This window comes from Prauserella flavalba (assembly GCF_003202235.1).
GTDB classification, from domain to species: Bacteria; Actinomycetota; Actinomycetes; order Mycobacteriales; family Pseudonocardiaceae; genus Prauserella_A; species Prauserella_A flavalba.
Window position 1 is genome coordinate 43465 of record NZ_MASU01000014.1, and the last position, 25869, is coordinate 69333.

Annotated in this window: 21 protein-coding genes; 8 read left to right on the plus strand and 13 right to left on the minus strand. The window is 70.4% G+C overall.

Annotated features, from left to right (window positions below):
* The first annotated feature begins 6 nt into the window (after nt 1-6).
* From hydA to BA062_RS31160, 4 genes are all read left to right on the plus strand, one after another.
* On the plus strand, nt 7-1392 hold the full coding sequence (hydA, locus tag BA062_RS31145; RefSeq protein WP_110342706.1) for a dihydropyrimidinase: 1386 nt from the start codon (nt 7-9) through the stop codon (nt 1390-1392).
* Between the two features lie 9 nt (nt 1393-1401).
* The gene (locus tag BA062_RS31150; protein ID WP_110342707.1) at nt 1402-2397 is read left to right on the plus strand and encodes a TIGR03842 family LLM class F420-dependent oxidoreductase; all 996 of its coding nucleotides are present in this window, start codon (nt 1402-1404) and stop codon (nt 2395-2397) included.
* Between the two features lie 4 nt (nt 2398-2401).
* Nucleotides 2402-3364, plus strand: coding sequence for an alpha/beta hydrolase (locus tag BA062_RS31155; RefSeq protein ID WP_110342708.1), 963 nt, complete (start codon nt 2402-2404; stop codon nt 3362-3364).
* A gap of 193 nt (nt 3365-3557) precedes the next feature.
* Entirely contained in the window at nt 3558-4352 is a 795-nt protein-coding gene (locus BA062_RS31160; RefSeq protein WP_110340576.1) for a transposase family protein, read from the plus strand.
* Nucleotides 4353-4721: 369 nt separating this feature from the next.
* Here BA062_RS31160 and BA062_RS31165 read toward each other — a convergent pair whose 3' ends face one another.
* The 7 genes from BA062_RS31165 to BA062_RS31195 all read right to left on the minus strand — a co-directional run bounded on the left by BA062_RS31165 (nt 4722) and on the right by BA062_RS31195 (nt 13375).
* Nucleotides 4722-5954, minus strand: a complete 1233-nt coding sequence (locus BA062_RS31165) for a serine hydrolase domain-containing protein (protein WP_110342709.1) — start codon at nt 5952-5954, stop codon at nt 4722-4724.
* Between the two features lie 10 nt (nt 5955-5964).
* On the minus strand, nt 5965-6789 hold the full coding sequence (locus BA062_RS31170; protein WP_110342710.1) for a siderophore-interacting protein: 825 nt from the start codon (nt 6787-6789) through the stop codon (nt 5965-5967).
* Between the two features lie 162 nt (nt 6790-6951).
* Complete coding sequence (locus BA062_RS31175) at nt 6952-7968, minus strand: aminotransferase class IV (protein WP_110342711.1); 1017 nt, start codon at nt 7966-7968, stop codon at nt 6952-6954.
* Nucleotides 7969-8024: 56 nt separating this feature from the next.
* Complete coding sequence (locus BA062_RS31180; RefSeq protein ID WP_245960089.1) at nt 8025-9542, minus strand: APC family permease; 1518 nt, start codon at nt 9540-9542, stop codon at nt 8025-8027.
* A gap of 130 nt (nt 9543-9672) precedes the next feature.
* Nucleotides 9673-10602, minus strand: a complete 930-nt coding sequence (locus BA062_RS31185) for a LysR family transcriptional regulator (RefSeq protein ID WP_245960090.1) — start codon at nt 10600-10602, stop codon at nt 9673-9675.
* Between the two features lie 118 nt (nt 10603-10720).
* Complete coding sequence (locus BA062_RS31190; RefSeq protein ID WP_110342712.1) at nt 10721-12601, minus strand: FtsX-like permease family protein; 1881 nt, start codon at nt 12599-12601, stop codon at nt 10721-10723.
* Nucleotides 12602-12604: 3 nt separating this feature from the next.
* Entirely contained in the window at nt 12605-13375 is a 771-nt protein-coding gene (locus BA062_RS31195) for an ABC transporter ATP-binding protein (protein ID WP_110342713.1), read from the minus strand.
* 127 nt (nt 13376-13502) lie between these two features.
* Here BA062_RS31195 and BA062_RS31200 point away from each other — a divergent pair, with 127 nt between their 5' ends.
* Together BA062_RS31200 and BA062_RS31205 are read left to right on the plus strand one after the other, a co-directional pair.
* Nucleotides 13503-15212, plus strand: coding sequence for a GMC family oxidoreductase N-terminal domain-containing protein (locus tag BA062_RS31200; protein WP_110342714.1), 1710 nt, complete (start codon nt 13503-13505; stop codon nt 15210-15212).
* A 13-nt stretch (nt 15213-15225) separates the two neighbouring features.
* Nucleotides 15226-15852 carry a TetR/AcrR family transcriptional regulator gene (locus BA062_RS31205; RefSeq protein ID WP_110342715.1) on the plus strand — a complete coding sequence of 209 codons (627 nt, stop codon included), beginning with the start codon at nt 15226-15228 and terminating at the stop codon, nt 15850-15852.
* Nucleotides 15853-15957: 105 nt separating this feature from the next.
* Here the strand turns inward: BA062_RS31205 and BA062_RS31210 are convergent, their stop codons facing one another.
* The 5 genes from BA062_RS31210 to BA062_RS31230 all read right to left on the minus strand — a co-directional run bounded on the left by BA062_RS31210 (nt 15958) and on the right by BA062_RS31230 (nt 21259).
* The gene (locus tag BA062_RS31210; protein WP_245960091.1) at nt 15958-17505 is read right to left on the minus strand and encodes a DHA2 family efflux MFS transporter permease subunit; all 1548 of its coding nucleotides are present in this window, start codon (nt 17503-17505) and stop codon (nt 15958-15960) included.
* A gap of 123 nt (nt 17506-17628) precedes the next feature.
* Nucleotides 17629-18564: an SMP-30/gluconolactonase/LRE family protein gene (locus BA062_RS31215; RefSeq protein WP_110342717.1), complete on the minus strand. Its 936-nt coding sequence runs from the start codon at nt 18562-18564 to the stop codon at nt 17629-17631.
* 9 nt (nt 18565-18573) lie between these two features.
* Complete coding sequence (locus BA062_RS31220; RefSeq protein WP_110342718.1) at nt 18574-19236, minus strand: histidine phosphatase family protein; 663 nt, start codon at nt 19234-19236, stop codon at nt 18574-18576.
* 1 nt (nt 19237) lies between these two features.
* Nucleotides 19238-19990: an SDR family oxidoreductase gene (locus tag BA062_RS31225; RefSeq protein WP_110342719.1), complete on the minus strand. Its 753-nt coding sequence runs from the start codon at nt 19988-19990 to the stop codon at nt 19238-19240.
* 81 nt (nt 19991-20071) lie between these two features.
* Complete coding sequence (locus BA062_RS31230) at nt 20072-21259, minus strand: S8 family peptidase (RefSeq protein ID WP_110342720.1); 1188 nt, start codon at nt 21257-21259, stop codon at nt 20072-20074.
* Nucleotides 21260-21481: 222 nt separating this feature from the next.
* Between BA062_RS31230 and BA062_RS31235 the strand changes: the two genes are divergently transcribed.
* Entirely contained in the window at nt 21482-22333 is an 852-nt protein-coding gene (locus tag BA062_RS31235) for a hypothetical protein (RefSeq protein WP_110342721.1), read from the plus strand.
* 19 nt (nt 22334-22352) lie between these two features.
* On the opposite strand, the gene BA062_RS31240 is transcribed toward BA062_RS31235, so the two are convergent.
* Nucleotides 22353-23978, minus strand: a complete 1626-nt coding sequence (locus BA062_RS31240; RefSeq protein ID WP_110342722.1) for an acyl-CoA synthetase — start codon at nt 23976-23978, stop codon at nt 22353-22355.
* 95 nt (nt 23979-24073) lie between these two features.
* Between BA062_RS31240 and BA062_RS31245 the strand changes: the two genes are divergently transcribed.
* Complete coding sequence (locus BA062_RS31245; protein ID WP_110342723.1) at nt 24074-25750, plus strand: bifunctional 3'-5' exonuclease/DNA polymerase; 1677 nt, start codon at nt 24074-24076, stop codon at nt 25748-25750.
* Nucleotides 25751-25869 lie beyond the last annotated feature (119 nt).

Genomic DNA, 25869 nt, shown 5'->3' on the forward strand with positions numbered 1-25869 from the left:
ACCGGGATGCGGACACTCATCAAGGGCGGCACGGTGCTGAGCTCCACGGGCGCCGTGGCCGCCGACGTGCTCGTGGACGGCGAGACCATCGCCGCCGTCACCGCGCCGGGCATGTTCACCGAGGCCGACACGGTGCTCGACGCGACCGGGAAGTACGTGCTGCCGGGCGGCATCGACGCACACACCCACATGGAGATGCCCTTCGGCGGCACGTTCTCGGCCGACACGTTCGAGACGGGCACGCGCGCGGCCGCGTTCGGCGGGACGACGACGATCATCGACTTCGCCGTGCAGGCCAAGGGGACCTCACTGTTGTCCACACTGGACAAATGGCACGAGAAGGCCGACGGCGACTGCGCGATCGACTACGGCTTCCACATGATCGTCTCCGACGTCAACGACGCGACGCTCAAGGAGATGGAGTCCTGTGTGGACGCCGGGGTGAGCAGCTTCAAGATGTTCATGGCCTACCCCGGCGTGTTCTACTCCACCGACGGCGAGATCCTGCGCGCCATGCGCAAGGCCACCGAGACCGGCTCCACGATCATGATGCACGCGGAGAACGGCATCGCGATCGACCAGCTCGTCGCGCAGGCGCTGGCCGAGGGCAGGGGCGAGCCGGTGCAGCACGGCTACACGAGGCCACCGGAGCTGGAGGGCGAGGCCACGTCGCGGGCCATCACGCTGGCGAAGGTCACCGGTGCGCCGCTCTACATCGTGCACCTCTCGGCGGCGCAGGCGCTCGCGGCCGTCGCGGGTGCGCGGAACGAGGGGCAGAACGTCTTCGCCGAGACGTGTCCGCAGTACCTGTACCTGTCCATCGAGGACCTCGCGAAGCCGGACTTCGAGGGCGCCAAGTACGTCGCCTCTCCCCCGCTGCGCGAGAAGTCCCACCAGACCGACCTGTGGCGGGGACTGCGCACCAACGACCTGTCGGTCGTGTCCACCGACCACTGCCCGTTCTGCTTCAAGGACCAGAAGGAGCTCGGCCGCGGCGACTTCTCCAAGATCCCCAACGGGATGCCGGGGGTCGAGCACCGGATGGACCTGCTGCACCAGGGCGTGGTGGCTGGGGAGATCTCGCTGGCCCGCTGGGTGGAGACGTGTTCGACCACGCCGGCGCGGATGTTCGGGCTCTACCCGCGCAAGGGCGTGCTCGCACCAGGATCCGACGCCGACATCGTGGTCTACGACCCGAAGGCGGAGCAGACGATCTCGGCGGCCACACACCACATGGCCGTGGACTACTCCGCGTACGAGGGCATGCGGATCACCGGCGCGGTCTCGACGGTGCTCTCGCGCGGCCGCGTGGTGGTCGACGGCGGCGAGTACCACGGATCGGCGGGGCACGGCCGGTTCCTCTCCCGCGACCTGTGCCAGTACCTCAACTAGGGGGCGACCGTGGACTTCGGTGTGGTGCTGCAGACCGACCCGCCGGCGAGCGAGGTCGTGCGGCTGATGACGGCCGCCGAGCAGCAGGGCTTCGGCTACGGCTGGACGTTCGACTCGGTGGTGCTGTGGCAGGAGCCGTTCGTGATCTACTCGCGGATACTGGCGGCGACGTCGTCCATGGTGGTGGGGCCGATGGTGACCAGCCCCGGCACCCGCGACTGGTCGGTGCTGGCCTCGCTCTTCGCGACGCTCAACGACATGTACGGCAACCGCACGGTGTGCGGAATCGGCCGGGGCGACTCCGCCCACCGGGTCGTCGGCAAGCCACCGTCCACTTTGGCCACGCTCGCCGACTGCATGCACGCGGTCAAAGAGCTGGCAGAGGGCCGGGAGGTTGCGTTCGGCGACGCCCCGGTGCGGATCCCGTGGGTCCGCCAAGGGCGGCTGGAGATGTGGATGGCCGGCTACGGCCCGAAGGCTTTGAAGCTGGCAGGCGAGCAGGCGGACGGGTTCATCCTGCAGTGCGCGGACCCGGCGATCGCCCGCTGGACGATCGGCTCCGTGCGGGAGGCGGCCCGCGCCGCGGGCCGCGACCCGGCCGGGATCACGGTGTGCGTCGCCGCGCCCGCCTACGTCGGCGACGACCTGCCGCACCAGCGGGAGCAGCTGCGCTGGTTCGGTGGGATGGTCGGCAACCACGTCGCTGACCTGGTGGCGCGCTACGGCGACTCGGGACCCGTGCCGCACGAGCTGACCGACTACATCGCGGGCAGGCACGGCTACGACTACGCCCACCACGGCAAGGCGGGCAACCCGTCGACCGACTTCGTACCCGACGAGATCGTCGACCGGTTCTGCCTGCTGGGCCCGGCGGCCGCGCACGTCGCGAGGCTGGAGGAACTGGCCGCGCTGGGGGTCGACCAGTTCGCGGTGTACCTGATGCACGACCAGCGCGAGCAGACGCTCACCGCTTACGGCGAGGAGATCATCGGAAAACTGGAGTGATCACATGAGCGTCCGGTTTGGACCTCCCCCCGCCTTCGATCCGGAGGCCGCGACGGTGCTCGGCACGGTCGACGACTGGGCCCCGGCTGCGCTCCGGCCCGAGCAGGTGCCCGCGGTTCGCGAGCGGTTCAACGCGCACGTGCTCTCCGACGAAGAGCTGCGGCAGGGAGGGCGGATCGACCTGTGGGACCAGCGGGTGTCGGACGAGGTGTCCGTGGTGGTCGGCCGTCCGGCGGAGCTGAAGGTGCCCGCGCCCGCGGTCTACTGGATCCACGGTGGCGGGATGGTCATGGGGACCAACCGGGGCGGGATCGGCGATCCGCTCGCGTGGGCGCTGGAGCTCGGGCTCGTCGTGGTGTCGGTCGAATACCGGCTGGCCCCCGAACACCCGCACCCGGTGCCGGTCGAGGACTGCTACGCCGGGCTGCTGTGGACTGATCGGAACGCGGACGAGCTCGGTATCGACCCCGCCGGGCTGGTCGTCGCGGGGGCCAGTGCGGGCGGCGGCCTCGGCGCGGCACTCGCGCTGATGGCCCGCGACCGGGGCGGGCCGCGGCTCGCCGGTCAGCTGCTGCTCTCGCCCATGCTGGACGACCGCAACGACTCCCCGTCCACACTTCAGCTGACCGGCGTCGGCGTGTGGGACCGGACGGCGAACGACACCGGCTGGACGGCCCTGCTCGGTGCGGCGCGGGGCGGCCCTGACGTGTCCCCCTACGCCGCGCCTGCCCGCGCGGAAGACCTGTCGGGACTGCCACCCGCGTTCATCGACGCCGGTTCCGCGGAGTCGTTCCGGGATGAGGACGTCGCGTACGCAAGCCGCATTTGGCTCGCCGGTGGCGCCGCCGAGCTGCACGTGTGGCCGGGCGGGTACCACCGGTTCGACGCGCTCGTGCCCGACGCGACGCTTTCCCGGGACGCGAAAGCCGCGCGGGTGCGCTGGCTCCGGCGGATCCTCACCACGTGACGCTGCCGGCAGGTCCGTTCCCAGCCGCAGTGAAGGCCACCTTCACTGCGTTCAACGCAGTGAAGGTGGCCTTCACTGAGCCTTTTCCATCTTGATCTTTGTGTGGTTTGGCGTGTTGGTGTGCCGAACGTAGTGAAGCTCCTGGTAGATGGATCGTCGACCAAGATCAACCCAGGACCACCAGGAGCTTCGCGTGTTGTTGTATCCCGGCACGATCGACCTGTCCACCACCCACCTGCGGTATGTCGCCACCGTGGTCCGCGTCCACCGCCGCCGGATCGGCAGCCGCTGGCGTCGGCTCTCGGCCGGCCAGCAGGCCCTGCTGGTGCTGGCCCACCTGCGCAACGGCGACCCCTACGCGCGGCTGGCCGCCGGATTCGGCATCGGGATCGCCACCGTGTACCGCTACATCCGCGAAACGGTCCACCTGCTCGCCGCCCGCGCACCCACCCTCACCGACGCACTCCGGCGCCTGTCCCGCCACGGCGACAACTACGCCATCCTCGACGGCAGCGTCATCCGCACCGACCGGCTCGCCGCCGACCGACCGTTCTACTCCGGCAAACACCGCCACCACGGCATCAACCTGCAAGCACTCACCGACCCGCGCGGCACCCTGCTCTGGGTCTCCGACGGCCTACCCGCAGCGGTCAACGACACCGCCGCAGCCCGCCACCACAACATCCCCGACGCCTGCCGCCAAGCCGGCATCACCGTGCTGGCCGACAGCGGCTACCACCACATCGCCGACGGGGTGATCACCCCCTACAAACGCGTGGGCGGCGGCCACATCACCACCCGGGAACTCAACCCCGGCCAACGCGTAGCCAACACCGCCCTCGCCCGCGTCCGCGCCCCCGGCGAACGCGCCTTCGCCACCCTCAAAGCCTGGCGCATCCTCACCCGCGTCCGCTGCAGCCCCCACCACGTCACCACACTCGCCAAAGCCATCCACACCCTCGAACACCACCCCCACCACCAAGGATGAAAAAGGCTCACTGCAGGTCGCTCGGGCGGATGCGAAGCGTGCGTGGGCGCGGCGGCGACCACCACCTCGTTGCCGCTGTCGGTGAGGACGGCTGCGCAAACGGATGGGCGACCGCGCGCCCGTCTGGACCGAAATCGGCGTCGCGGCCCTGGGCGCGCCGAGGATGCGCGTCGAGATCCGGGCCACCGCGATCGTCGGCTCGGCCTAGGAGCGCACTGAACCACCGCTGCCCTACTGCGCGACGCCCAGACGGCGCCTCGCTGCGTTGTCGGAAAGCCCGAGTACGACCCGGTACGAGGGCTTCCCTCCGCCTTGCGAAGCCGCCGCCTGGATCGCCGCTCGCTACGGGCGGGGTCGTTCAGCACGCTCCTAGACCAGCGCCTGGTAGACGAGCTGGCGTAGTTGCTGGCGCAGCGGATGGGTGCTGGAGGGCAGCAGCTGGGTGAAAAAGAGCACGGTCAGCTCCTCGGCGGGGTCCACCCAGAACGCCGTGCTGGCCGCGCCGCCCCACGCGTACTCGCCGACGCTGGAGAGGGTCTTGGCCTTCACCGGGTCTTGCAGCACCGAGAACCCGAGCCCGAAGCCGAAGCCGTCGAACGGCATCTCGGCGAACAGCGGGCGCCCGAACGCCTCCAGGTCCGCCCCACCGGGCAGGTGGTTGCTCGTCATGGCCCGCACCGTGCGCGGGCTCAGCAGCCGCACGCCGTCCAGCTCGCCGCCGCGCAGCAGGAACTGCGTGAAACGGTGGTAGTCGGCGGCCGTCGAGGCGAGCCCCGCGCCGCCCTGCAGGCACACGGGCCTGCGCTTGATGCCGTCGCCGAACGCGTCGTTGCGGACCGCGCGGCGGGTGCCGGGTGCGGGGACGTACAGCGCGGCGAGCTGCTCCTGCGCCTCGCCTTCGACGGAGAACGCCGTGTCGGACATCCCGAGCGGGCCGAAGATCCGCTCGGCGAAGAACTCGTCGAGTGACCGGCCCGACACCACCTCGACGAGCCTGCCGAGCACGTCGGTGGCGACCGAGTAGTTCCACTCCGAGCCCGGCTGGAACACCAGCGGCAGGCTCGCCCACGCCTCACAGCACGCGGCGAGGTCCTTGCCGGGCGGCGTGCTCCACTCGAACCCGGCGGTGCGGTAGAGCGCGTCCACGGGGTGCGCGTGATGGAAGCCGTAGGTGAGCCCCGCGGTGTGGGTGAGCAGGTGCCACACCCGGATGGGCTCGGTCGCGGGCTCCGTGACCGGCCGCAGCGACGAGCCCTTGGCGTAGACCCGCGGCTCGGTGAACTCGGGCAGCCAGCGGTGGATGGGGTCGGTGAGGTCGAAGGCGCCCTCCTCGAACAGCATCATCGCCGCGACCGACGTGATCGGCTTGGTCATCGAGAAGATCCGCCAGCGGGTGCCGGCCTCGACCGGAAGCCCGGCCTCCACGTCTCGCTGCCCGTAGGCGGACACGTGGGCGATCTTGCCGCGCCGGGCGACCACGGTGAGCCACCCGGGCAGCAGGCCCTCGTCGACGTAGCGGGACATCCGGCGGTCGACGCGGAGGAGGCGGTCCGCGTCGAACCCGAGCTCTGCGGGGTCGGCCTCGACCTTGAGATCCGTCATGCCACCGGTTCTACCGGACGGCGGCCGCTTCCTCCTGCGCCCGTTCGGCTGCTTTCTCCTGCCGCCAGACCTCGTCGGTGCGGCCGCGGCGCCAGTAGCCGGAGATCGAGAGCCGGTCCTTGGGCACGCCGCGCTCGTCGAGCAGGTGCCTGCGCAGCTCCTTGACGAACCCGGCCTCGCCGTGGACGAACGCGTGCACGTTGCCCTCGGGGAAGTCCAGCTCGCGCACGGCGGCGACGAGGTCGTCGCCCTCGGCGCGGTGCAGCCAGCGGATCTGGGCGTCGCCCTTGGTCGCCAGCGGCTGCTCCTCGGCGGCGTCCTCGACGAGCACGAACGCGCGCACAGTGGCTCCCGCCGGCACCGCCTCCAGGGCCGCGCCGATGGCAGGCAGCGCGCTCTCGTCGCCGACGAGCAGGTGCCAATCGGCGTCGGCCGAGGGCGCGTAGGCGCCGCCGGGACCGAGCAGCCACACCTCGTCGCCGGGCCGCAGGTTCGCGGCCCACGGCCCCGCGAGGCCCTCGTCGCCGTGGTGCACGAAGTCGATGGAGAGCTCACCGGCGGCCGCGTCGTAGTAACGCACCGTGTACGTCCGTAGGCGGGGCCAGTGCTCGCTCGGCAGCTCCGCCTTGATGGTCCGCATGTCCAGCGGCTCCGGATAGGTCACCCCTGGCGACGGGAAGACGACCTTGACGTAGGCGTCGGTGAACTCGTTCGGCCGGAAGGCGGCGAGCCCCTCACCACCCGACACGACCCTGATCATGTGGGGTGTGATGCGTTCGGTGCGCAGCACCCGCAACCGGATCACCGGGCGGTTGCGATCCCGTGGCTCCGCCATGCGTGACTCCTCTGCGGCGCGGAAAGCGTCAGTAGATAAGGCTAGCCTAACATCTTCCAGCACGAGCTCAGCTGAACTGCGTGTCCGGTCGCGCGACCGCACCCGTGACGCTACTCCGCGGCGAGCACTGAGCCGGCGGACACCCGTCCGCGCCGCGAGCGGTCAGTAGTCGATCGCCTCGACGAGCGGCGACGGCTCGTCCATCAGCGCCCAGAACCGGTCTCGCAACGCGACAGTGACGGAGCCAGGGGTTCCGTCCGCCACCGGTGCGCCGTCCAGGGACGTGATCGGGGTGACGCCTCCTGCGGTTGTGACGGCGATCAGCTCGTCCGCGTCGTAGAGCTCCTGGCTGGTCACGTCACGCAGGTCGGCGTCGATGCCCATGGCCTTCGCGATCTCGAACACGGTTCGGCGCGTGATACCGGGGAGTGCGTTGCGCGACGGCGACACGAGCCGGCCGTCCTTCACGATCACGACGTTGAAACCCGGCCCCTCGGCGACGCAGCCGTCCGCGTCGAGGAGAATCGCGGTCCGCACACCGCGATCCTTGGCCTCGAAGCTGGCGGCGGTCAGATCACCCCACTGGTAGTTCTTCACGGTCGGATCGATCGTGTTGCGGCCCGCCCGTCGCACGTGCCGGGGAACGATGGCCGATGTCCCGAAGATCTGCTCATGTGGCGGGAAGGCCCACAGGTACGGGATCGCGTAGACGTACACCTGCGTGGTCAGCTTGGACAGGTCCTTTTCGCCCTTGCGCGCGCCGAAGCCGCGAGTCAGCGTGATGTTCACATAGGACTCACGAAGCTGCGACAGCGCGACGCAACGCTTCGCGATGCTCGCCAGCTCTTCCTTGGTCAGCGGCGATGGCAGCCGAAGCTTCCGTGCGCCGTCGAGCAGCCGGTCGAGGTGGTCGCCGAGGCGGAAGATGTTGCCGTGCCAGACGTGCGCCACGGTATAGGTCAGGTCGGAATGGCCGAATCCCGTGTCGAAGATCGAGATCCGGGCCTCCGAGGCCGGGACGTACTCGCCCTCGATCCACGCCGCTCCCCCGGCGAACCGGCTGGAGGTGTCCAGTGCGTAGTCGCTGTACTGGATGACCGAACCCGCGGGGGTGTCCTCGCGGATGGCTCCGGGTTCCACGCTGACGAGGTTGGTGGTGGCGGAGTCGGTGATCGCCATGATGAGTCCTTTCCTGAAACGTGCGGATGTCAGCGAACAAGGGAGATCGGTGGGGGTCAGGTGGCCTGGTCGTCGCGGACGACACCGGCGCCGGCCACGCGGCGACGCAGCCGGCCGCGCAGCCCGAACGCCCACCAGGCCGCTGCGACGACCAGGACGCCGAGGAAAACCCAACCGTTGCCCGCGAACTGCGGAAGAACGATCAGGACCGCGGCAACGACCAGGAACACGGCCAGGCTCACCACGTACAGCGGCATCCGGAGGCGACCCAGGTCGAAGGTGCCGGGGTCACCTGCCGGGATCGTGCCGCGGCGCGCCCCGATGATCAATCCGATGGTCTGCAGGATGAAGACCGTGAAGAAGGCCAGCGACGCGATCCCGATGATGTAGGTGAACGCCGTCTCGTTGATCAACGCTGACAGCAGCAGCATCGTGGAAAGGCAGCCGAGACCGATGACGGCGTTGGTCGGCGTGAGGCTGGTCGGCGACACGTGCCGCCAGACCCGCGAGAAGGGCAGCATGTTGTCGCGGGCCATCGAGTAGGTCAGCCGCGTGGCGACCAGGATGTTCGCCAGCAGGCACGCGAGGATGTTGGTCAGTGCGACCGCTACGACGATCTTGGTGACCACCGGTCCGGCCTGCTGGGTGATGATCTCCTCGATCGGGGCCGAGGGGCGGGCGAGCACCGCGTCGCTGTCCCGGATGGCCAGCACATAGACGATGTACATCAGCAGCTCGATCACGATGGACGAGGCCAGCGCGTAGAACATCGTCCTGGGGATGACACGTCGGCTGTTCTTCGTCTCCTCGGCGACGTCGGCGCACGACTCGACGCCCAGCAGTCCGAAGAACGGCCCGAGTGCGGCAGCCAGCCAGGCGATCGCGTAGCTGCCCTCCTCGCCGGAACCGCCGGCGGTGAACAGGACGGACAGTGGTTGATGCCGGTCCGGGGCCGAGAACGCGAGCACCCCGACCAGGATCGTCGCACCGATGGTGACGGCGAGTTCGAGACTGACACCGATGTTGTTGACCATCGTCGCGAACCGCACACCGTAGATGTTGATCAGGACGCAGACCGCGACGACGCCGATGGCCAGCAGGATCTGCGCCGCCTGGCTCATGTCCCAACCGAACAAGCCGCCGAGGTATCCCGAAAGGACGTAGCCGACGCCCGTCATGCCACAGATCCATCCGACGAGCGCGATGGATCCGGTGAACCACCCGAGGGTCGGGCCGTTGATCCTGCTCGTCCACTGGTAGGCGTAGCCGGCAAGCGGGATCTTCGCCGCCAGGTCGGCTGCGATGGCGGCCCAGACCGCGAACACCGCGCCCGCGATCAGGAGCGTCCAGACGAAGGGCGCGCCGGCGCTGGTGTATCCGGCGCCGAAGCCGGTGAAGACCGCGGTCGTGGCGCTGATCGTGGCAAACCCGATGGCGAAGGAGGCAAGTGGGCCGACGGACCGATCGAGCTTCTGTGTGTAGCCGAACTCCGCGAGGCGGGCGTCTTCGTCGTCCGCGCCATCGGCGGCGCTGGAGGACGGCGCGCCTGCCGGGAACATCTCGGCCTTGCTCATGGTCGCTCCAGTTCGGACGGGCGGACCGCGTCGGGCGGCCGCTTCTGCTGACTGGAGTCAGCACACCGGAGACTCAGGCGCGAGGGAAGTTCCTAATTCTCATGGGATCAATAGCCTGGGTTTATCGGCCTCAGTGCTCTTCGAGCCCGTCGCTGCCCCAGTTCTGCTGAACGTGCCGCACGAACAAGTCACCTTCCCGGGTCAGCAGGCCCGGATCCCAGACCAGAGCGGTATCGCTCGAGGGCCGTCCCGTGATGGGCACGTAGACCACACCCGGTCTTTCGTACAGTCGCGCACAGGCCTCGGTCGTGAAGCTGATGCCCAGGCCCCGGGCGACGTACGTGGTCTCCGCCTCGTATGTCGCGGCCGTGGCGGCGATCGTGGGCGCGCGCCCGCCCCTGGCATCCATCGCGAGCCAGTGTTCGCGCCAGCTGCCCGCCGTGTCCGGTGCGGCGACGATCGGTTCGTCGAGCAACTCGCCGATCTCGACCTCGTTCCGGCCCGCGAGGCGATGGTCGCGGGGCAGGCACGCCACCCAGTGCTCCGAATCGACGACGTGTACGCGATGACGGGGAAGGTCCACCGGCGGACGGATGAGGGCCAGCTCGACCGTCCCGTCCGCCAAACCCGCCGTCGGATCCGAGAAGTCGAACTCCGTCGCCTCGACGGTGATCTCGGGATGCGCGATCTCGAAGTGTCGAACCATCCGGAACAGGAGGTCCGCTCCGGTACCGATCAGATAGCCGAGCCTGATGCGACCGGCTCCGGGATGCGCGAGCGCGACGAGCTGGTCGACGGCGGCGTCGACATGCTGCAGCGCTTCACGGGCGGTCGGCAGCCACGCCGCGCCGACTTCCGTGAGCGATACCTCCCTGGTGTTCCTGGCGAACAACACGACGTCGAGCTGGCGCTCCAGCTGTTTGATCGCAGTCGAGAGGGCGGGCTGCGTGATGAAGAGCCTGTCGGCAGCCCGGCGATAGTTCAGCTCCTCCCCGAGGACGACGGCGTATCGCAGCTGCCTCAGCGTGACCGCGGCGTTGTTGACGACTTCCTCCCGCACGGCTCGAAATCCGATCCGCCCGATATTACCTGTTCAGGGCCTTCTGGCGACGCTCGAGCTGCTGATCCTAACGCCCGATGCGCACTCGGCGACGAGTCTCGCCGTCGAACACGTCGACTCACTCGCCCGCACCAACAAGGGCTACGGGCCGCGACCGCGTGGCCGCCAGCGTCGTCCACACGTTGGTGCCGCCGACGACCAGCAGCGCACCGGCGACGGTGAGCCCGAGCAGCTCCCACGGCACCACGACCGTCGCCGAGCCGGAGATGCGGGCCGTGGCCGCCGCGATGCCCACAAGGGTTCCCGCGGCGGCGACCCCGCCGAGCAGCAGCCCGACCGCGGTGACGGCCCAGGACTCCACGAGCGCCATGCGCACGACCTGTCCCCTGCTGAGCCCGCTGACCCTCGCCACCGCGAACTCCCGGCGGCGCTCGGCGGCCGCGATCACCACGGCGTTGATCACCGCGATCAGCGCGTACAGGCCGGAGAGGCCGAGCACGACCGCCATGATCCCGGAGCTGGTGTCCTGCTGCCTGCTCGCCGAGGCCGTGATCCACTCGTCGAGCGTGCTGACCTCACCGAGCCCGCGCGCCCCGATCGCCGTGGCGAGGTCGCGGGGGTCGGCGCCGGGCTCGGCCCGCACGATCGTCTCCGACGTGGCCGCCGAGGCGACCGGACCCGGCACCACGCCCGGCGGCAACAGAATCTCCTCGCCGCCGCCCATGGTCTGCGGCAGTACGGCGACCACGCGCAACGGCACCGTGCGCCCGCCGATACCCGCCTCCAGCTCGGCGCCGAGCGGGTAGAGGCCGGAGCCGACCGCCACGGTGTTGCCGTGCAGGTCGGCCAGCGAACCCGCCTCGGGCGCGCGGCGGTAGGTCTGCGCGTAGGCCGCCGGATCGACCACGGTGGCGTCGACGTCCTCGACCTCGGTCTCCACCTCCCCGTCGTCAACGGTGCGCGTGGTGACCGTCATCGGCACCCGCAGCCGCTCGGCGGCCACCGCGACACCGGGCACCGAAGCCAGCTCGGCCGCACCCGGCCCGGTCGAGGTGACCACGAGGTCGCCGGCGAGGTCACGGCGCAGTTCGTGCTCGGTGGCCTTGTCGATCGACGCGAGCACCCCGGTCTGGCCGACGAGCAGCGCGACGAGCACGAGCAGCGGCGCCGCCGTGGAGGCGCTGCGCCGCACGCCGTCACGGAGGTTGGCCTGGGCGAGCGTGCCGAGGGTGCTGCCGCGCAGCAGGAGCCCGAAGAGTCTGCCGACGAACGGGACCACCAGCGGGCTCAGTGCGCTGAGCGCGACCGAGGCGGTGAGCGCGGCGTTGATGGTGAGCGGGATGGCACCCTCGGGCCCGACGAACGACGCGACGGTGATGAGCGCGACCGTGCCCGCGAGGAACAGCAGCCCGAAGAACCACCGGGCGGCGGTCATCACGCGGGCGCCCTCACCGGTGTCCCGCAGCGCGTCGAGCGGGCGGACCTTGCCCGCCCTGCGGGAGGCGGCCAGCACCCCGGCCAGAGAGACGCCGACCCCCACGCCTGCCGAGGCGCCGAGGATCCAGTCCTGCCAGTGCGCTGCGAAGTCCGGTGGCACGAAGCCGAGGGAGGTCAGCAGCGACGTCTGCGCGTCCATCGCCACGAGGCCGAGCGGCACGCCCGCCGCCGTGCCGAGCAGGCCGAGCAGCAGCGCCTCCGACAGCAGGAGCCTGCGCACCTGTCCCCTGCCCGCCCCGACGAGCCGCAGCAGCGCGAGGTCACGCCTGCGCTGGGCGACGGTGAAGGCGAACGTGGAGCTGACGATGAAGACGGCGAGGAACGTCGAGACGCCCAGGGTGACCGCGAGCAGCGTGATCGCCTCGATGAGCCCGGACGTCGCCGCGGTGACGAGGATCAGCAGCGAGGACTGCACGAGCGCCACGCCGAGGCACACGGTGACGATCGCGCCGATGAACAGCTGCCAGCGTTCGCGGAAGGTGCTCCAGGACAACCGCAGCACGGTTCAGCCCTCCAGCCGCGCGAGGCGCTCGGCGACCCCGGCCGCGCTCGGCGCGTGGGCGTGGTCGACGATGCGGCCGTCGGACAGGAACAGCACGGAGTCCGCGCTCGCGGCGGCGGCCGGGTCGTGGGTGACCATGACGATGGTCTGGCCGGCGCCGTCGACCAGCTCGCGCAGCAGGCGCAGCACCTGGCGGGCGGAGGTCGAGTCGAGCGCGCCGGTGGGCTCGTCGGCGAAGAGCACGCGGGGCCGGGTCACCATCGCGCGGGCGATCGCCACGCGCTGCTGCTGACCGCCGGAGAGCTCGCGGGGCCGGTGCCGCCTGCGCTCGTCGAGGCCGACGCTCGCGAGGACCCGCCGCACGGCCTTCGCCGAGACCCGCTGCCCGGCGAGCTTGAGCGGCAGCGTCACGTTCTGCTCGGCGGTGAGCGAGGCGATGAGGTTGAAGCTCTGGAAGACGAAGCCGATCTCGCTGCGCCGCAGGGCCGTCAGCTCCGCGTCGCCCGCGGCGGTGAGGTCGTGCTCGCCGAGCAGCACCTGGCCCGCACTCACGCGCTCCAGCCCGGCAGCGCAGTGCAGCAGCGTCGACTTGCCCGAGCCGGATGGGCCCATCACGGCCGTCCACGAGCCCTGCGCGAACGCGACGCTGACGTCGTCGAGCGCGCGGACCTGGGCGTGCTTGCCGCCGTAGTGCCTGCTCACGCCTCGCAGCTCGACGGCGGCGGGCGCGCGGGCCTCCGTCTGCTGCCACTGGATCCCTGCGGGTGCTGTCATGTCTTCCATCTCAGCGCCGGCAAGCGCCCCGGTCAGCGGTGTCCGCCCCCGAGATCGGGGTGGGGCCCGCCCTACCTCAGGGGTGACGCCTCTTGACAGGTTGCCAACAAGCGGTCAACGTGTCCGCATGACGCAGTTCGACTACGACGTCCTGGTCATCGGCTCCGGCTTCGGCGGCTCCGTCAGCGCACTGCGCCTGACGGAGAAGGGCTACCGGGTCGGTGTGCTCGAGATGGGCAGGCGGTTCACCGACGAGGAGCTGCCGAAGACGTCGTGGCGGCTGCGGGACTACGTCTTCGCGCCCGCACTCGGGTGCACGGGCATCCTGCGCATGACGCCGCTCAAGGACGCGCTCGTGCTCACCGGCGCCGGTGTGGGCGGCGGTTCGCTCGTCTACGCCAACACGCTCTACGAGCCGCCGGACGCCTTCTACGCCGACCGCCAGTGGGCGCACATCACGGACTGGAAGGCCGAGCTCGCGCCGTACTACGACCAGGCCAAGCGCATGCTCGGCGTGACCCGCTACCCGCTTATCTCGCCCGCGGACGAGGTGATGCGCGAGGTCGCCGAGGACATGGGCATCGGCCACACCTACGGCCCGACACCCGTCGGCGTGTACTTCGGCGAGGAGGGCACGAAGCCCGGCGTGCGCGTGCCCGACCCGTTCTTCGGCGGCGTGGGGCCGCAGCGGCGGACGTGCACCCACTGCGGCGAGTGCATGACCGGGTGCCGCCACGGTGCGAAGAACACGATGGTGAAGAACTACCTCTACCTCGCCGAGCAGGCCGGCGCGCGTGTGCACCCGATGACCACCGTCACCGAGGTCCGTCCCCTGCCCGGCGGCGGGTACTCCGTCGCCACCGTCCACACCGGACGCCCGTGGCGGCGCACGACCTTCACCGCCGAGCAGGTGATCTTCTCCGCCGCGGCACTCGGCACCCAGCGGCTGCTGCACAAGATGCGCGACCGCGGCGTGCTGCCCCGGCTCTCACCGAGGGTCGGCGTGCTCGCGCGCACCAACTCCGAGGCCATCCTCGCCGCCCGCACCACGCGCAAGGACACCGAGTACCACCGCGGCGTCGCGATCACCTCCTCCATCCACCCCGACGAGGTGACCCACGTCGAGCCGGTGCGCTACGGCAAGGGCAGCAACCTGCTCGGCCTGCTCGGCGCCGTGCTCACCGACCCGGTGCCCGGCAAGCGGCGCTGGGTGCTCGGGCTCAAGCAGATGTGGAAGCACCGGAGGTCGCTGCCCGCGTTGCACAACCCGAGGCGCTGGTCGGAGCAGACCATCGCGCTGCTGGTTATGCAGACGCTCGACAACTCCGTGACGACGTACACCACACTGGGGCTCTTCGGCAGGCGCCTGAAGACGAAACAGGGCATCGGCGAGCCGAACCCGACGTGGATCCCGGCGGGACACGAGGTCACGCGCCGGGTCGCGGACAAGATCGGCGGCCTGCCCGGCGGCGGCTGGAACGACCTGGCGAACATCCCGCTCACCGGGCACTTCATCGGAGGGTGCGCGATCGGCGACTCCCCCGACACCGGCGTGGTGGACCCGTACCAGCGGCTGTACGGCTACGAGGGCCTGCACGTGGTGGACGGCTCGACGATCACGGCGAACCTCGGCGTGAACCCGTCGCTGACCATCACCGCGCAGGCCGAGCGGGCCATCGCGATGTGGCCGAACAAGGGCGAGGAGGATCCGCGCCCCGCACTCGGAGAAAGCTACCGGCGAGTCGCTCCGGTGACTCCGAAACACCCGGTCGTGCCTGATTCGGCGCCGGGCGCACTACGGTTGCCACTCTTTCCGGCGAAATCGGAACCGGCGTGAGAAACTGCACGACATGACCGCGGAATCGGCACCCAAATGGCGACGGCTCGAACCGGACGAGCGCCGGGAACAGATCTTCACGTGCGCGGCGCAGTTGTTCGGTGAACGGCCTTATGCCGAGGTGTCCACATCGGACATCGCGGCCAGGGCGGGCGTCGCGCGTGGTCTGATAAACCACTATTTCGGGACGAAGCGCGAACTTTATCTGGCAGTTGTCAAAAGGGCACTCACCGTGCCCTATGTCGCGGTGGCACAGTTACCGTCCGGTTCGGTGGAGGAACGGACCAATGCCGCGGTCGAATGGTTCCTCGACATGGTGAGCAAACAGGAGAAGATGTGGCTCGCCGCGATCACGCCCGAAGGCATCGGACGCGACGTCGAGGTGGAGCGCATCGTGGACGAGGCCGACCGCCGCTCCGCCGACCGCGTGCTGCAGGCGATGGGCTTCGCTGAGGACGACCCGCGCTGGGAGCAGCTCAACGCGCTCGTGCGCACCTACGGCGGCATGGTCAAGGCGGCCGGTCGCGAATGGCTCGTACGCGGCACGCTGAGCCGCGAACAGGTGCGCACGCTCCTGAGCACCCAGCTACTGACCCTGGTGAAGGACGTGCTCCCCCAAATCACCCCTGCCCCCCGCTAGCCGCCGCCAAACCGCACCCCGAGAAGCGGCCCCCAAGGCCACCTTTGTTGCGTTGAACGCAACAAAGGTGGCCTTGGGGGCCGGTGACGCGAGCCTGGGCGTGGGTCAGTGGGCGAGCATCGGCGGGGTGGGAGCGCCCTCGTCGTCGCCGACCGGCGGGGCGGCGGGCGGGCGCTTCGGCAGGAACAGCGCCGGGATGATGCAGAGCGCCACCAGCAGCAGCGACCACACGAACGTGGACGCGAACGAGTCGGCCGCCAGCACCGCCGCCGCGTCGTGCGTCTGCGGGTTCTGCAGCGCCGCCGTCGCCGCGACCTGACCCTGGCTGGTCTCCACGCCGAACTTCCCGGCCAGCAGCGCGGCGAGAATGATCGACATCACCGCCGCGCCGATGGCCCCGGCCGTCTGCTGGATGATGTTCAACGCGCTCGACGCCTGCGCCACGTCCTTCTTCGTCAGCGTCTGCAGCGCTGCCGACATGATCGGCATCATCGACGAGCCCATGCCGAGCCCCAGGACGAACAGCGACACCATCAGCAGCCAGTACGGCGTGTCCGCGGCGGCCTGCGCCCATACGGCGAGGCCCGCGAGGATCACGACGAGACCCGGTAGCACGATCTTGCCCGCGCCCGTGCGGTCGGCGAGCCTGCCCGCGATCGGCATCATCACCATCGCGCCGAGACCCTGCGGCGCCAGCAGCAGGCCGGCCTGCAACGCCGTCTCGCCGCGCACGAGGATGAAGTACGTCGGCAGCAGCAGCATCGCCCCGAAGAACGCGATCGCGAACAGCGACATGGTGATCGCCGCGATGGAGAACGTCCTGTCACGGAAGAGCTTCAGGTTCACGAGCGGGTTCTCGACGCGCAGGGCGCGGACGATGAACCCGGCGATCAGCACGATGCCGAGCGACATCGGCAGCCACACGCTCGTCTCACCGATCCCGCCCGCCGCCGGGATGTCGGACACGCCGTAGATCAGCAGCGCCAGACCGGGCGAGAGCATCAGCATGCCGGGGAAGTCGAACCTGCCCGCGGGCTGCGGCTCGTCCTTCGGCAGCAGCCGCCACGCGAGGTACAACGCGACCGCGCCGATCGGCACGTTGATGTAGAAGATCCAGCGCCAGCTCACCGAGTCGACCAGCCAGCCGCCGAGGATCGGGCCCGCGATCGGGCCGAGCAGCATCGGCACACCGAGCACCGCCATGACGCGGCCGACGCGCTGCGGGCCCGCCGCCCTCGTCATGATCGTCATGCCCGCGGGCATCAGCATGCCGCCGCCGAGGCCCTGCACGACCCGGAAGGCGATCAGCGACTCGATGCTCCACGCCATGCCCGCCACCACGGAGCCGACGAGGAACAGCACGATCGCGAGCATGTAGAGGCGCTTGGTGCCGAACCGGTCGGCGGCCCAGCCCGTCACCGGGATCACCGTGGCGAGTGCCAGCATGTAGCCCGTCGCGACCCACTGGATGGTGTCGAACGACGTCTCGAACTCCAGCGTCAGCTGCTGCAGCGCGACGTTGACGACGGTCGTGTCAAGGATCGCCATGATGGCGCCCACGACCACGACACTGGCGATCTTCAGGACTCCCCGGTCGAGCTTGTCGTCGGCCGGCGACGGTCTGTCACCGGCACTCATTTCCGAAGTCGTCATCGAAACCGTTTCTCGTGAAAAAGGCACCAGAAAAGCGAGGCGCCAAGAAGAATTCCCCCACTTCAGTGCACAATCGTACCCGCGCCGGAATTCGGTCTACAACGCGGTAAAACGTGTCCGGGGTCACTTACGAGGTACGCGCGTGACCGCGAGGCACCTCAGCACGAGGCTGCCGAAGTACAGCTGACCGGCGCGTTCCCGCACTCCCGTGAGCATGTGGAAGCCCTCGATCTCGCCCTCGAGCCGGTGCACGATTTCGCCGAGGGCGGACACTCCGAGCACGCCGCACGTGCGCGCGGGCGACGGCTGCAGCCACGTGGGCAGCTTGCGCACCACGGCCCTGGCAGGCGAGGGCAGCTTGCGGACCCGGCCCAGCGACGCCACCTTCGGGCTCGCCTGAGTCACCCAGATCAGGCCGTCGCTGCCCGTGGAGATGTTGTCCGGATATCCCGGAACATCGTCGAGAAAAAGGTCCTCCGTGCCCGTTTTCGGCCCGGTGAGCCAGATTCTCCGCAACCGGAAAGCCCCGGTCTCGGCCACCGTCACGAACGACTCGTCGGGCGCGAGCGCCACGCCGTTGGCGAACTCCAGCCCGTCCGCGATCCGCTCCACGGCACCGTCCGGGGTGCGGCGGAACAGCCTTCCCGCGCCGGTCTGCTCGATGAGGTCGTCACGCCACTTCTCGATGGGGAACACCGTGGAGCTGTCGGTGAAGTAAACCGTGCCGTCGCCGGCGACCGCCGCGTTGTTGCAGAACAGCATGGGCGCGCCCTCGACCTCGCCCACCAGCGTGCGGACCGTGCCGTCCGCTACCGACACCGCGAGCACCCCCTTGCGCGCGTCGCAGACGAGCAGCTCGCTCTCGTCGCCGAGGAACTCCAGCCCCAGCGGCCGCCCGCCGGTGTCGGCGACGGCGTCGATCCGCCTGCCGCCGGGGCCCACGCGGATGATGCGGCCGTCATCGAGTCCGGTGTAGACACCGCCGTCGGCGTCCACCAGCACGTCCTCCGGCCCGCGACCGTTGACCTGGATGAGCTCGACCTTGCCGAACCGCGCCATGCCGTCCTCCTAGCGGTAGCTGAGTAGCTTCCTGGCCTCTCCCTCGAAGTGTCCGTGCTCGTTGAACGACAGCAGCGTCGTTCCCGACCGGCCCGTGACGAACTTCGTGATGCCCGCGTTCACCACCACGCGGTTGAACGTGATCAGCCCCTCCGCCGGGTCGCCGGTGAGCAGGCCGCAGAGCGTGGCGATCACGCCGCCGGAGGTGAAGACCACCGCTTGCTCGCCCTTGCCCACCCGCGCGGCCAGCTCCTCGAAGGCGCCACGCACCCGCGCGAGGAAGGCGGGCCACGTCTCATCGGCGCCGGAGCAGGCGCCCGCGGCGGTCCACGCGGCGAGCGCGGACTCCAGCGCGGCCTGGTACGCCCTCGGGTCGGCGCTGTCCTGGGCCGCTCCCCCGCCGTGGTGGGCGGCGATGTCGACGTGGTCGTACTCGTTCCAGCGCGGGTCCTCCTTGGCGACCACGCCGGGTGCGAACCCGGCGAGCGCCTCGGCCGCGGTCGCGCGCTGGCGCGAGAGGGTGCCGCACCACGCCTCGTCCGCGCGGACGCCCCGCCTGCCGAGCTCGGCGCCCGCCAGCCGCGACTGCTCGTGGCCGCGCTCGGAGAGCACGTCGTAGTCGGCGGCGCCGAAGGACGCCTGCCCGTGCCGCACCAGGTAGATGGCGCCCATGTCAGGTGAACCTCCGCAGCAGCCCCGTCGGCAGCACGCGCAGCACCACGCTGAGCGGTGCCCACGGCACCGTCGGCACGTAGGCCTTGGCCTTCTCGCTCTCAATGGCCTTGACCAGCGCCTTCCCGCCACGCTCCGCACTCGCGAGCAGCGGCGTCCGGCCGGCCCTTCCGGTCATCTCGGAGGCGATGTAGCCGGGCAGCAGCGTCGTGACGGCGATGGGCGTGCCGTGGACGTCGGCCCTGATGCCGTCGGCGAGCGTTGCGACGCCCGCCTTCGACGCGGCGTAGGCGGTGAGGTTGCGTGGCAGGCCCCGCAGGGCGCTGAACGACGACACCACGACAAGGTGGCCGGCACGCTGCTCGCGGAAGATCTCCAGCGCCGCCTCGCACTGGGCGAGCGCGGCGACGAGGTTGGTCTCCACGGTCTGCCGGTTCGCTGTGAAGTAGCCGGTGCCGATGGGCTGGCCCTTGCCGAGCCCCGCGTTGACGATCACGCGGTCGAGGGAGCCGAGCTCGTCGCGGAACTCGCGGAACACCGTGAAGACGCGGTCGTGGTCGTTGACGTCGAGCTCGCGGGTGACGACCCGGATGCCGGGGTACGCGGCGGTCAGCTCCTCGGCGAGCGCGTCGAGCCGGCCGGTGCGCCGCGCACACAGCGCGAGGTTCCTGCCGTCGGCGGCGAACCGCCTGGCCATGCCCTCGCCGAGGCCCGCGCTGGCGCCGGTGATCACGATGTTCTTCCGGTAGACCATGCGCTGACCCTACCGCCTGGTAACACGCCGGTGGCCCGGCGCGAAGCTCGCGCCGGGCCACCGGATCCGACTGCTGTCAGCTCATTCGCCCACGAAGAGCAGGCGGTTCGGCGTGCCCGCGCTCGGGTTGGTGATCTTGTCAGGGGTGGCGGCCGAGGTCAGGGCGCTCTCCACGTCGGCCGGGGCGGCGTCCGGGTTGGCCGAGAGGTACAGCGCGGCCGCGCCGACCACGTGCGGCGTGGCCATCGAGGTGCCGCTGATGGTGTTCTCGCCGCCGTCGTTCCAGGCCGAGGTGATGTCCACGCCCGGGGCGTACAGGTCGACGACCTCGCCGTAGTTGGAGAAGTCGGCCTGGGCGTCCTGGTTGTCGCTCGCGGCGACCGTGATGCCCTCGGTGACCCTGGCGGGCGAGGTGTTGCCGGCGTCCTGGCCCTCGTTGCCCGCCGCGATGCCGAACGTGACGCCCGCGGAGATCGCGCCGCGCACGGCGTCGTCGAGCGCCTGGTCGGCGGTGCCGCCGAGGCTCATGTTGGCGACGGACGGCCCGCTCGCGTTCTGCGCGACCCAGTCGATCCCGGCGACGACCTGCTCGGTGGTGCCGCTGCCGTTGGCGTCGAGCACGCGGACAGGGACGATCTGCACACCCTTGGCCACGCCGTAGGTCTCGCCGCCGATGGTGCCCGCGACGTGGGTGCCGTGGCCGTTCTCGTCGGTCGGGTCGTCGTCGTTGTCGATGAAGTCCGCACCGCCGGTGACGCGGCCACCGAAGTCGGGGTGGTCGGCGGTCACGCCGGTGTCGATGACGTAGGCCGTGACGTTGTCGGCCTTGTTGGTGACGTTGTAGGCGTCGTCCAGCGGCAGGTCCGTCTGGTCGATGCGGTCGAGTCCCCACGAGGCCGTCTGCTGCGTGTGGATCCGCTGGTTCTGCACGACGTAGGCCACGTCGCTGTCGGCGGCGAGCCGCTTGGCCTCGGCCTCGCTCGCCTTGATGGAGAAGCCGTCGAGCGCGCTGCCGAAGGTGCGCGTGACGCTGGCGCCGTAGTCACCGGCGAGTGAGTTCGCCAGCGAGGAGACGGTGGAAGTGACGACGTTGTCCTTCAGGACCACGATGTAGCTGTCCGAGACCGCGTTCGGCGTGTCGGCCGACAGGATCGTGCCTTCGGCCGGGGCCGCCTGTGCCGCTCCCATGTTGACGGCGACCACGCCCGTGATGCCCGCGAGCACCGCTCCCGTGGTGAGGCTCCGCCGTAGCTTCCGTGAGTTGCCCATTGGCTTCCTTCCTCGTCCCCAGCAGTACGTGAGCCATGCAAACTGGACGGGATGCAGTTGGGCAATAATTCACAGTTACCAGTTGTAGGCTGTTTGGCCCACACGTGGGTAGACCGTTAGGGTGTATGGTCACCCTGCGCAGCCAGACCCACGGTCGTTACAGAGCGCTGCTAACCTTGTCCATATCGTTATGGCCGCTATCGTCGGGGGGCGAGCCGGAAATTGGGTGGCACCGCATTCTCGTCGGCCCTCAGAGGGGCCATTTCGACGAGCGGCCTCGGACTCGACCGCATTCAGGCCCGGCTGCAGGAACACGGTATTACCGTGAGCGTCACCGCCTTGAGCTACTGGCAGTCCGGAAAACGTCAACCGGAACGGCAGAGCTCCATTTCCGCGGTCCGCGCGCTGGAACAGATCCTCGAACTGCCCTCAGGCGCCCTGCTCGGGCTGCTGCCACCGCCCCGGCCGCGGGGCACGTCGTCCTCCCGCAGGCGCGCGGAGGACACCGCGCGCCCGCTGACCCTCGACGCGCACTCCGACATCACCCTCGTCGGGCTGCACGACCGATGCGAGATCTCCGCCGACGGCGGGCAGAGCGCGGTCACGGCCACCGCCGTCTTCAAGGCAGGCGCCGACGGGCAGGACCGCTGGCTGCTCGCCTACCGCCAGGACGGCTCCGGCGAGCGCGCACCGGCGCTGAAACCCCTGCGCAACTGCAGCATCGGCAGGGTCGAGGTCGACGCCGACGCGGGGCTCACCCTCGCCGAACTGCTTTTCGGCCACCCCATCGACACCGGCGAGACCTACCTCGTCGAATACGCCCTCCGCTACCACCACGCGCCCGGACCGGAATCCCACAAAGCGCATTTCCGCGAATTCTGGCACCCCATTCCGGAATACCTTCTGGAGGTGCATTTCGGAATGGGGGCGACGCCCTCACAGTGCTGGCAGTACGCCCGTCCCGAGGACACCGAGGAGGCCGAGTCGCGCGCGCTCAAGATCGACGAGGGCAACAGCGTGCACGCCATCGCGCTGGACTTCGGCCCCGGCGTCTTCGGGATCGGCTGGGCCTAGCGACTTTCGTCGGGCACGCTCAGCTCAGCTCACCGCGCAGCAGCTTGCCCGTGGCGTTGCGGGGCAGCTCGGCGAGGAACTCGACGTCGCGCGGCACCTTGTAGCGGGCCAGGTTGCGCTTGACGAAGTCGCGCACGGCGTCGGCGTCCAGCGAGGCGCCCTTGGTGAGCACCACGAACGCCTTGAGCCGCTGCCCGTACTCCTCGTCGGGCACGCCGATCACGGCGGCCTCGGCCACGTCCTCGTGCTCGACCAGCAGGTTCTCCACTTCGACGGGGTACACGTTCTCGCCGCCGGAGACGATCATCTCGTCGTCGCGGCCGTCGATGAACAACAGGCCGTCCTCGTCGAAGTGCCCGACGTCGCCGCTGGAAAGCAGGCCGTCGATGATCTCCTTGTGCCTGCCGTCGGTGTAGCCCTCGAACGCGAGCCCGCTGCCCACGAACACCCGCCCGGTGACGTGCGGCTTCGTGATGCGGTTGCCCTGCTCGTCGTACAGGGCGACCCGGCAGCCGACCGGCGGCCTGCCCACGGTGCCCGGTGCCTTGCGCCAGTCCTCGGGCGTGGCCACGGTGGCCACGGCGACCTCCGTGGAGCCGTAGAGGTTGTGGATCACGGGGCCGAAGATCTCGGTGGCGCGGTTGCCCACGTCGGGCGGCAGCGCCGAGCCCGCGACGAAGATGATCCGCACGCTGGAGGTGTCATAGCGGCCGATGACCTCGGGACCGAGGTCGATGATCCGCTGCAGCATCGTCGGCACCAGTACGACCGCCGTGCACCTGTGCTCGGCGACCTGGCGCAGCGTCTCCTCGGCGTTGAACCTGCGCCGCAGCACCACCTTGCAGCCGAGCGCGAGCGACAGGATGAACTGCGAGATGCCGGTGCCGTGGAACAGCGGCGCGCCCATGAACGTCGCCTCGCCGACCCGCAGCGGGATGCGGTCGAGGAACTGCGCAGAGTGCAGCGGCGAGATCCTGGGCCGCGGCGCGCCCTTCGGGGTGCCCGTGGTGCCGCTGGTGAGCAGCACCAGCCCACCCGGCCTCTCCGGCGCGGGCAACGGCCGGTCGTCGGTGCTCGCGATGATCTCCTCGAGCACCGGCAGCTGGTGCCCCGCCAGGTCGGAGTCGGTCCCCGCGAGGTAGCGGTCGACGCCCTCGATGCCGTCGAGCAGCGCGGTGAACTCCTCGTCGTAGACCAGCACCTCCACCTTTTCGCGCGCGGCGACGTCGGCGAGCTGCGGTTTGGCGAAGCCGGTGTTCATCAGCAGCAGCGGCGCGCCCAGCTTGCCGGCGGCGAGCATGGTGACCACCAGGCCGCGGTGGTCGCGGCACAGCGCCGCGATGGCCGAGCCCGGCCGCACGCCGCGCTCGGACCACGCGCGGGCGAGCGCGTTGGACTGCTGGTCGAGCTGGGAGAACGTGAGCGGGCCGCGCTCGTCGACGATGCCGACGGCCAGCGGGTCGCGGTGGGCCGCGATGCGCACGGCACCGGCGAGCGGGCCGTAGCGGCGGGTGGCGAACAGCGAGCGGATGCCCTCGTCGACCCGTGGGATCGGGACGAGTCCCGCACGCCACAGCACCTCGACACTGCGGGCCGTCTCCGAAACCCGGCCTGCCAACTCGGCCACGGTGGGCGGCCTTCTCATCAGGGCACCTCCTCGAGCTCGACGAGCACAACCTACCGGCTAGTAGCCACGACCGTCGACCGTAACCTGTCGGTGCCCGCACGCAGAATCGGACCGTGCAGCTGATCGTCGCGCGGGAAGCGGAGGGTGTCCATGCCGTGCGCGCACTCGAGGGAGAGCTTCCCGTCCCACCCCGGCTCTCGCCCGGTGAGCTGGTGGAATACGCCGCCCGCTGGGAGCGGGAGCTACGCCCGCGCTGGGTGTTCGCGTCGGTCGAGCACGACTATCCGGTACTGCTGGAGGGCGGCGTCCGGGTGCGCCGCTGTCATGATCTTTCCCTGATCGAGGGAATCCTGCTGGCCCACGAGGGCCGGCACGAGCAATCTCGCAGCCTGGCCGCCGCCTACGCCAGGGCCCGAGGGCTCGAACCGCCCGCCGAACCGAGGGCGGCTCACCCGGATCTCGACGAGCAGCCGACGCTGTTCGACCCGCGCGGCTCGGGGCTCCCGCCCGGCGTCAGCGCGCTGGAGGCGATGGAGGTGGTACTCGCCGAGCAGGAGCGCCGGATCGGCCTGCTCCCCCACCCCGAGCGGATCCGCCTGCTCGTGGCCGCGGAGGCGGCGAGCGCGCTCGCGGCGGCGGAGATGTCGGCCGACGGGCTGCCGTGGCGGGCCGACCTGCACGACGCGCTGCTGACCGAGCTGCTCGGGCCGCGCGTGCCCAGCGGGCAACGGCCGCGCAGGCTGGCCGAACTCGCCGAGCGGGTCCAGGACGCCTTCGGCGGCCGGGCGCTCAACCCCGACCACCCCGGCAGCGTCGTGCGCGCGTTCGGCCGGGCCGGAATCGCGATCCCCTCGGCGAGGGCCCACGTGCTGCGCGGCGTCGACCACCCCGCCGTCGCTCCGTTGCTGGAGTACAAGGAGCTCGCGCGGCTGCACTCGGCGCACGGCTGGGCGTGGCTGGAGCAGTGGGTGCACGGCGACCGGTTCCGCCCGGTGTACGTCGTCGGCGGCGTGGTGTCGGGGCGCTGGGCCAGCCGGGGCGGCGCCGCGTTGCAGATCCCGCGCGTGCTGCGTTCGTGCGTGCGCGCGGACCCTGGCTGGAAGCTGGTGGTCGCCGACGCCGCGCAGCTGGAGCCGCGCATTCTCGCCGCGCTGTCCGGCGACCGGCAGCTCGCCGACGTCTCCGCCTCGGCCGACCTCTACACGAGCCTCGCCGAGGCGATGTTCCCCGGCAAGGGGGCCGACGGCGAGAACAGGGGCCGCGCGAAGATCGCGATGCTCTCGGCGATGTACGGCGGCACGGCGGGCGAGGCCGCGTCGCTGCTCGCCCTGCTGCGGCAACGGTTCCCAGCGGCGGTGTCCTATGTGGAGCACGCCGCGCTGGCGGGCGAACGCGGTGAGATCGTCCGCTCGCGGCTGGGCCGCACCTCGCCTCCGCCCTCGGCGGCGTGGCGGGCGCTGACGGGTGGCACGGCGAACGAGGACCAGGCGCGCAGGGCCGCGCGCGACTGGGGCAGGTTCACGCGCAACTTCGTCGTGCAGGCGAGCGCGGCGGACTGGACGGCGGTGCTGCTGGCCACCCTGCGCCAGCGGCTTCCCGAGCCCGCGCACCTGGTGTTCTTCCAGCACGATGAGGTGCTCGTGCACACCCCGGCCGCACTGGCCGAGCGCGTGGGCGCGTGCCTGGCCGACGCGGTCGCGGAGACCACGGCGCGCGTGTTCGGCGCCGCCTGCCCGGTGCGCTTCCCCATGCCGGCGGCGATCGTGGACGCCTACTCCGACGCGAAGTAGCCGTCTCCCGCCCGACTGCAGTGAAGGCCACCTTCACTGCGTTGAACGCAAGCATGGTGGCCTTCACTGCGTGGAACCCGGCACAGCGGCGCGGAGCCTCCGGTTGGGTGCCGGTGGGA

What these genes read in the sequence shown, in the direction of transcription:
- hydA (WP_110342706.1), top strand. Translation starts at nt 7, where the DNA reads ATGCGGACACTCATCAAGGGCGGCACGGTGCTGAGCTCCACGGGCGCC.
- BA062_RS31155 (WP_110342708.1), top strand. Translation starts at nt 2,402, where the DNA reads ATGAGCGTCCGGTTTGGACCTCCCCCCGCCTTCGATCCGGAGGCCGCG.
- BA062_RS31165 (WP_110342709.1), bottom strand. Translation starts at nt 5,954, where the DNA reads ATGACGGATCTCAAGGTCGAGGCCGACCCCGCAGAGCTCGGGTTCGAC.
- BA062_RS31170 (WP_110342710.1), bottom strand. Translation starts at nt 6,789, where the DNA reads ATGGCGGAGCCACGGGATCGCAACCGCCCGGTGATCCGGTTGCGGGTG.
- BA062_RS31175 (WP_110342711.1), bottom strand. Translation starts at nt 7,968, where the DNA reads ATGGCGATCACCGACTCCGCCACCACCAACCTCGTCAGCGTGGAACCC.
- BA062_RS31180 (WP_245960089.1), bottom strand. Translation starts at nt 9,542, where the DNA reads ATGAGCAAGGCCGAGATGTTCCCGGCAGGCGCGCCGTCCTCCAGCGCC.
- BA062_RS31195 (WP_110342713.1), bottom strand. Translation starts at nt 13,375, where the DNA reads ATGACAGCACCCGCAGGGATCCAGTGGCAGCAGACGGAGGCCCGCGCG.
- BA062_RS31200 (WP_110342714.1), top strand. Translation starts at nt 13,503, where the DNA reads ATGACGCAGTTCGACTACGACGTCCTGGTCATCGGCTCCGGCTTCGGC.
- BA062_RS31205 (WP_110342715.1), top strand. Translation starts at nt 15,226, where the DNA reads ATGACCGCGGAATCGGCACCCAAATGGCGACGGCTCGAACCGGACGAG.
- BA062_RS31210 (WP_245960091.1), bottom strand. Translation starts at nt 17,505, where the DNA reads ATGACGACTTCGGAAATGAGTGCCGGTGACAGACCGTCGCCGGCCGAC.
- BA062_RS31215 (WP_110342717.1), bottom strand. Translation starts at nt 18,564, where the DNA reads ATGGCGCGGTTCGGCAAGGTCGAGCTCATCCAGGTCAACGGTCGCGGG.
- BA062_RS31220 (WP_110342718.1), bottom strand. Translation starts at nt 19,236, where the DNA reads ATGGGCGCCATCTACCTGGTGCGGCACGGGCAGGCGTCCTTCGGCGCC.
- BA062_RS31225 (WP_110342719.1), bottom strand. Translation starts at nt 19,990, where the DNA reads ATGGTCTACCGGAAGAACATCGTGATCACCGGCGCCAGCGCGGGCCTC.
- BA062_RS31230 (WP_110342720.1), bottom strand. Translation starts at nt 21,259, where the DNA reads ATGGGCAACTCACGGAAGCTACGGCGGAGCCTCACCACGGGAGCGGTG.
- BA062_RS31240 (WP_110342722.1), bottom strand. Translation starts at nt 23,978, where the DNA reads ATGAGAAGGCCGCCCACCGTGGCCGAGTTGGCAGGCCGGGTTTCGGAG.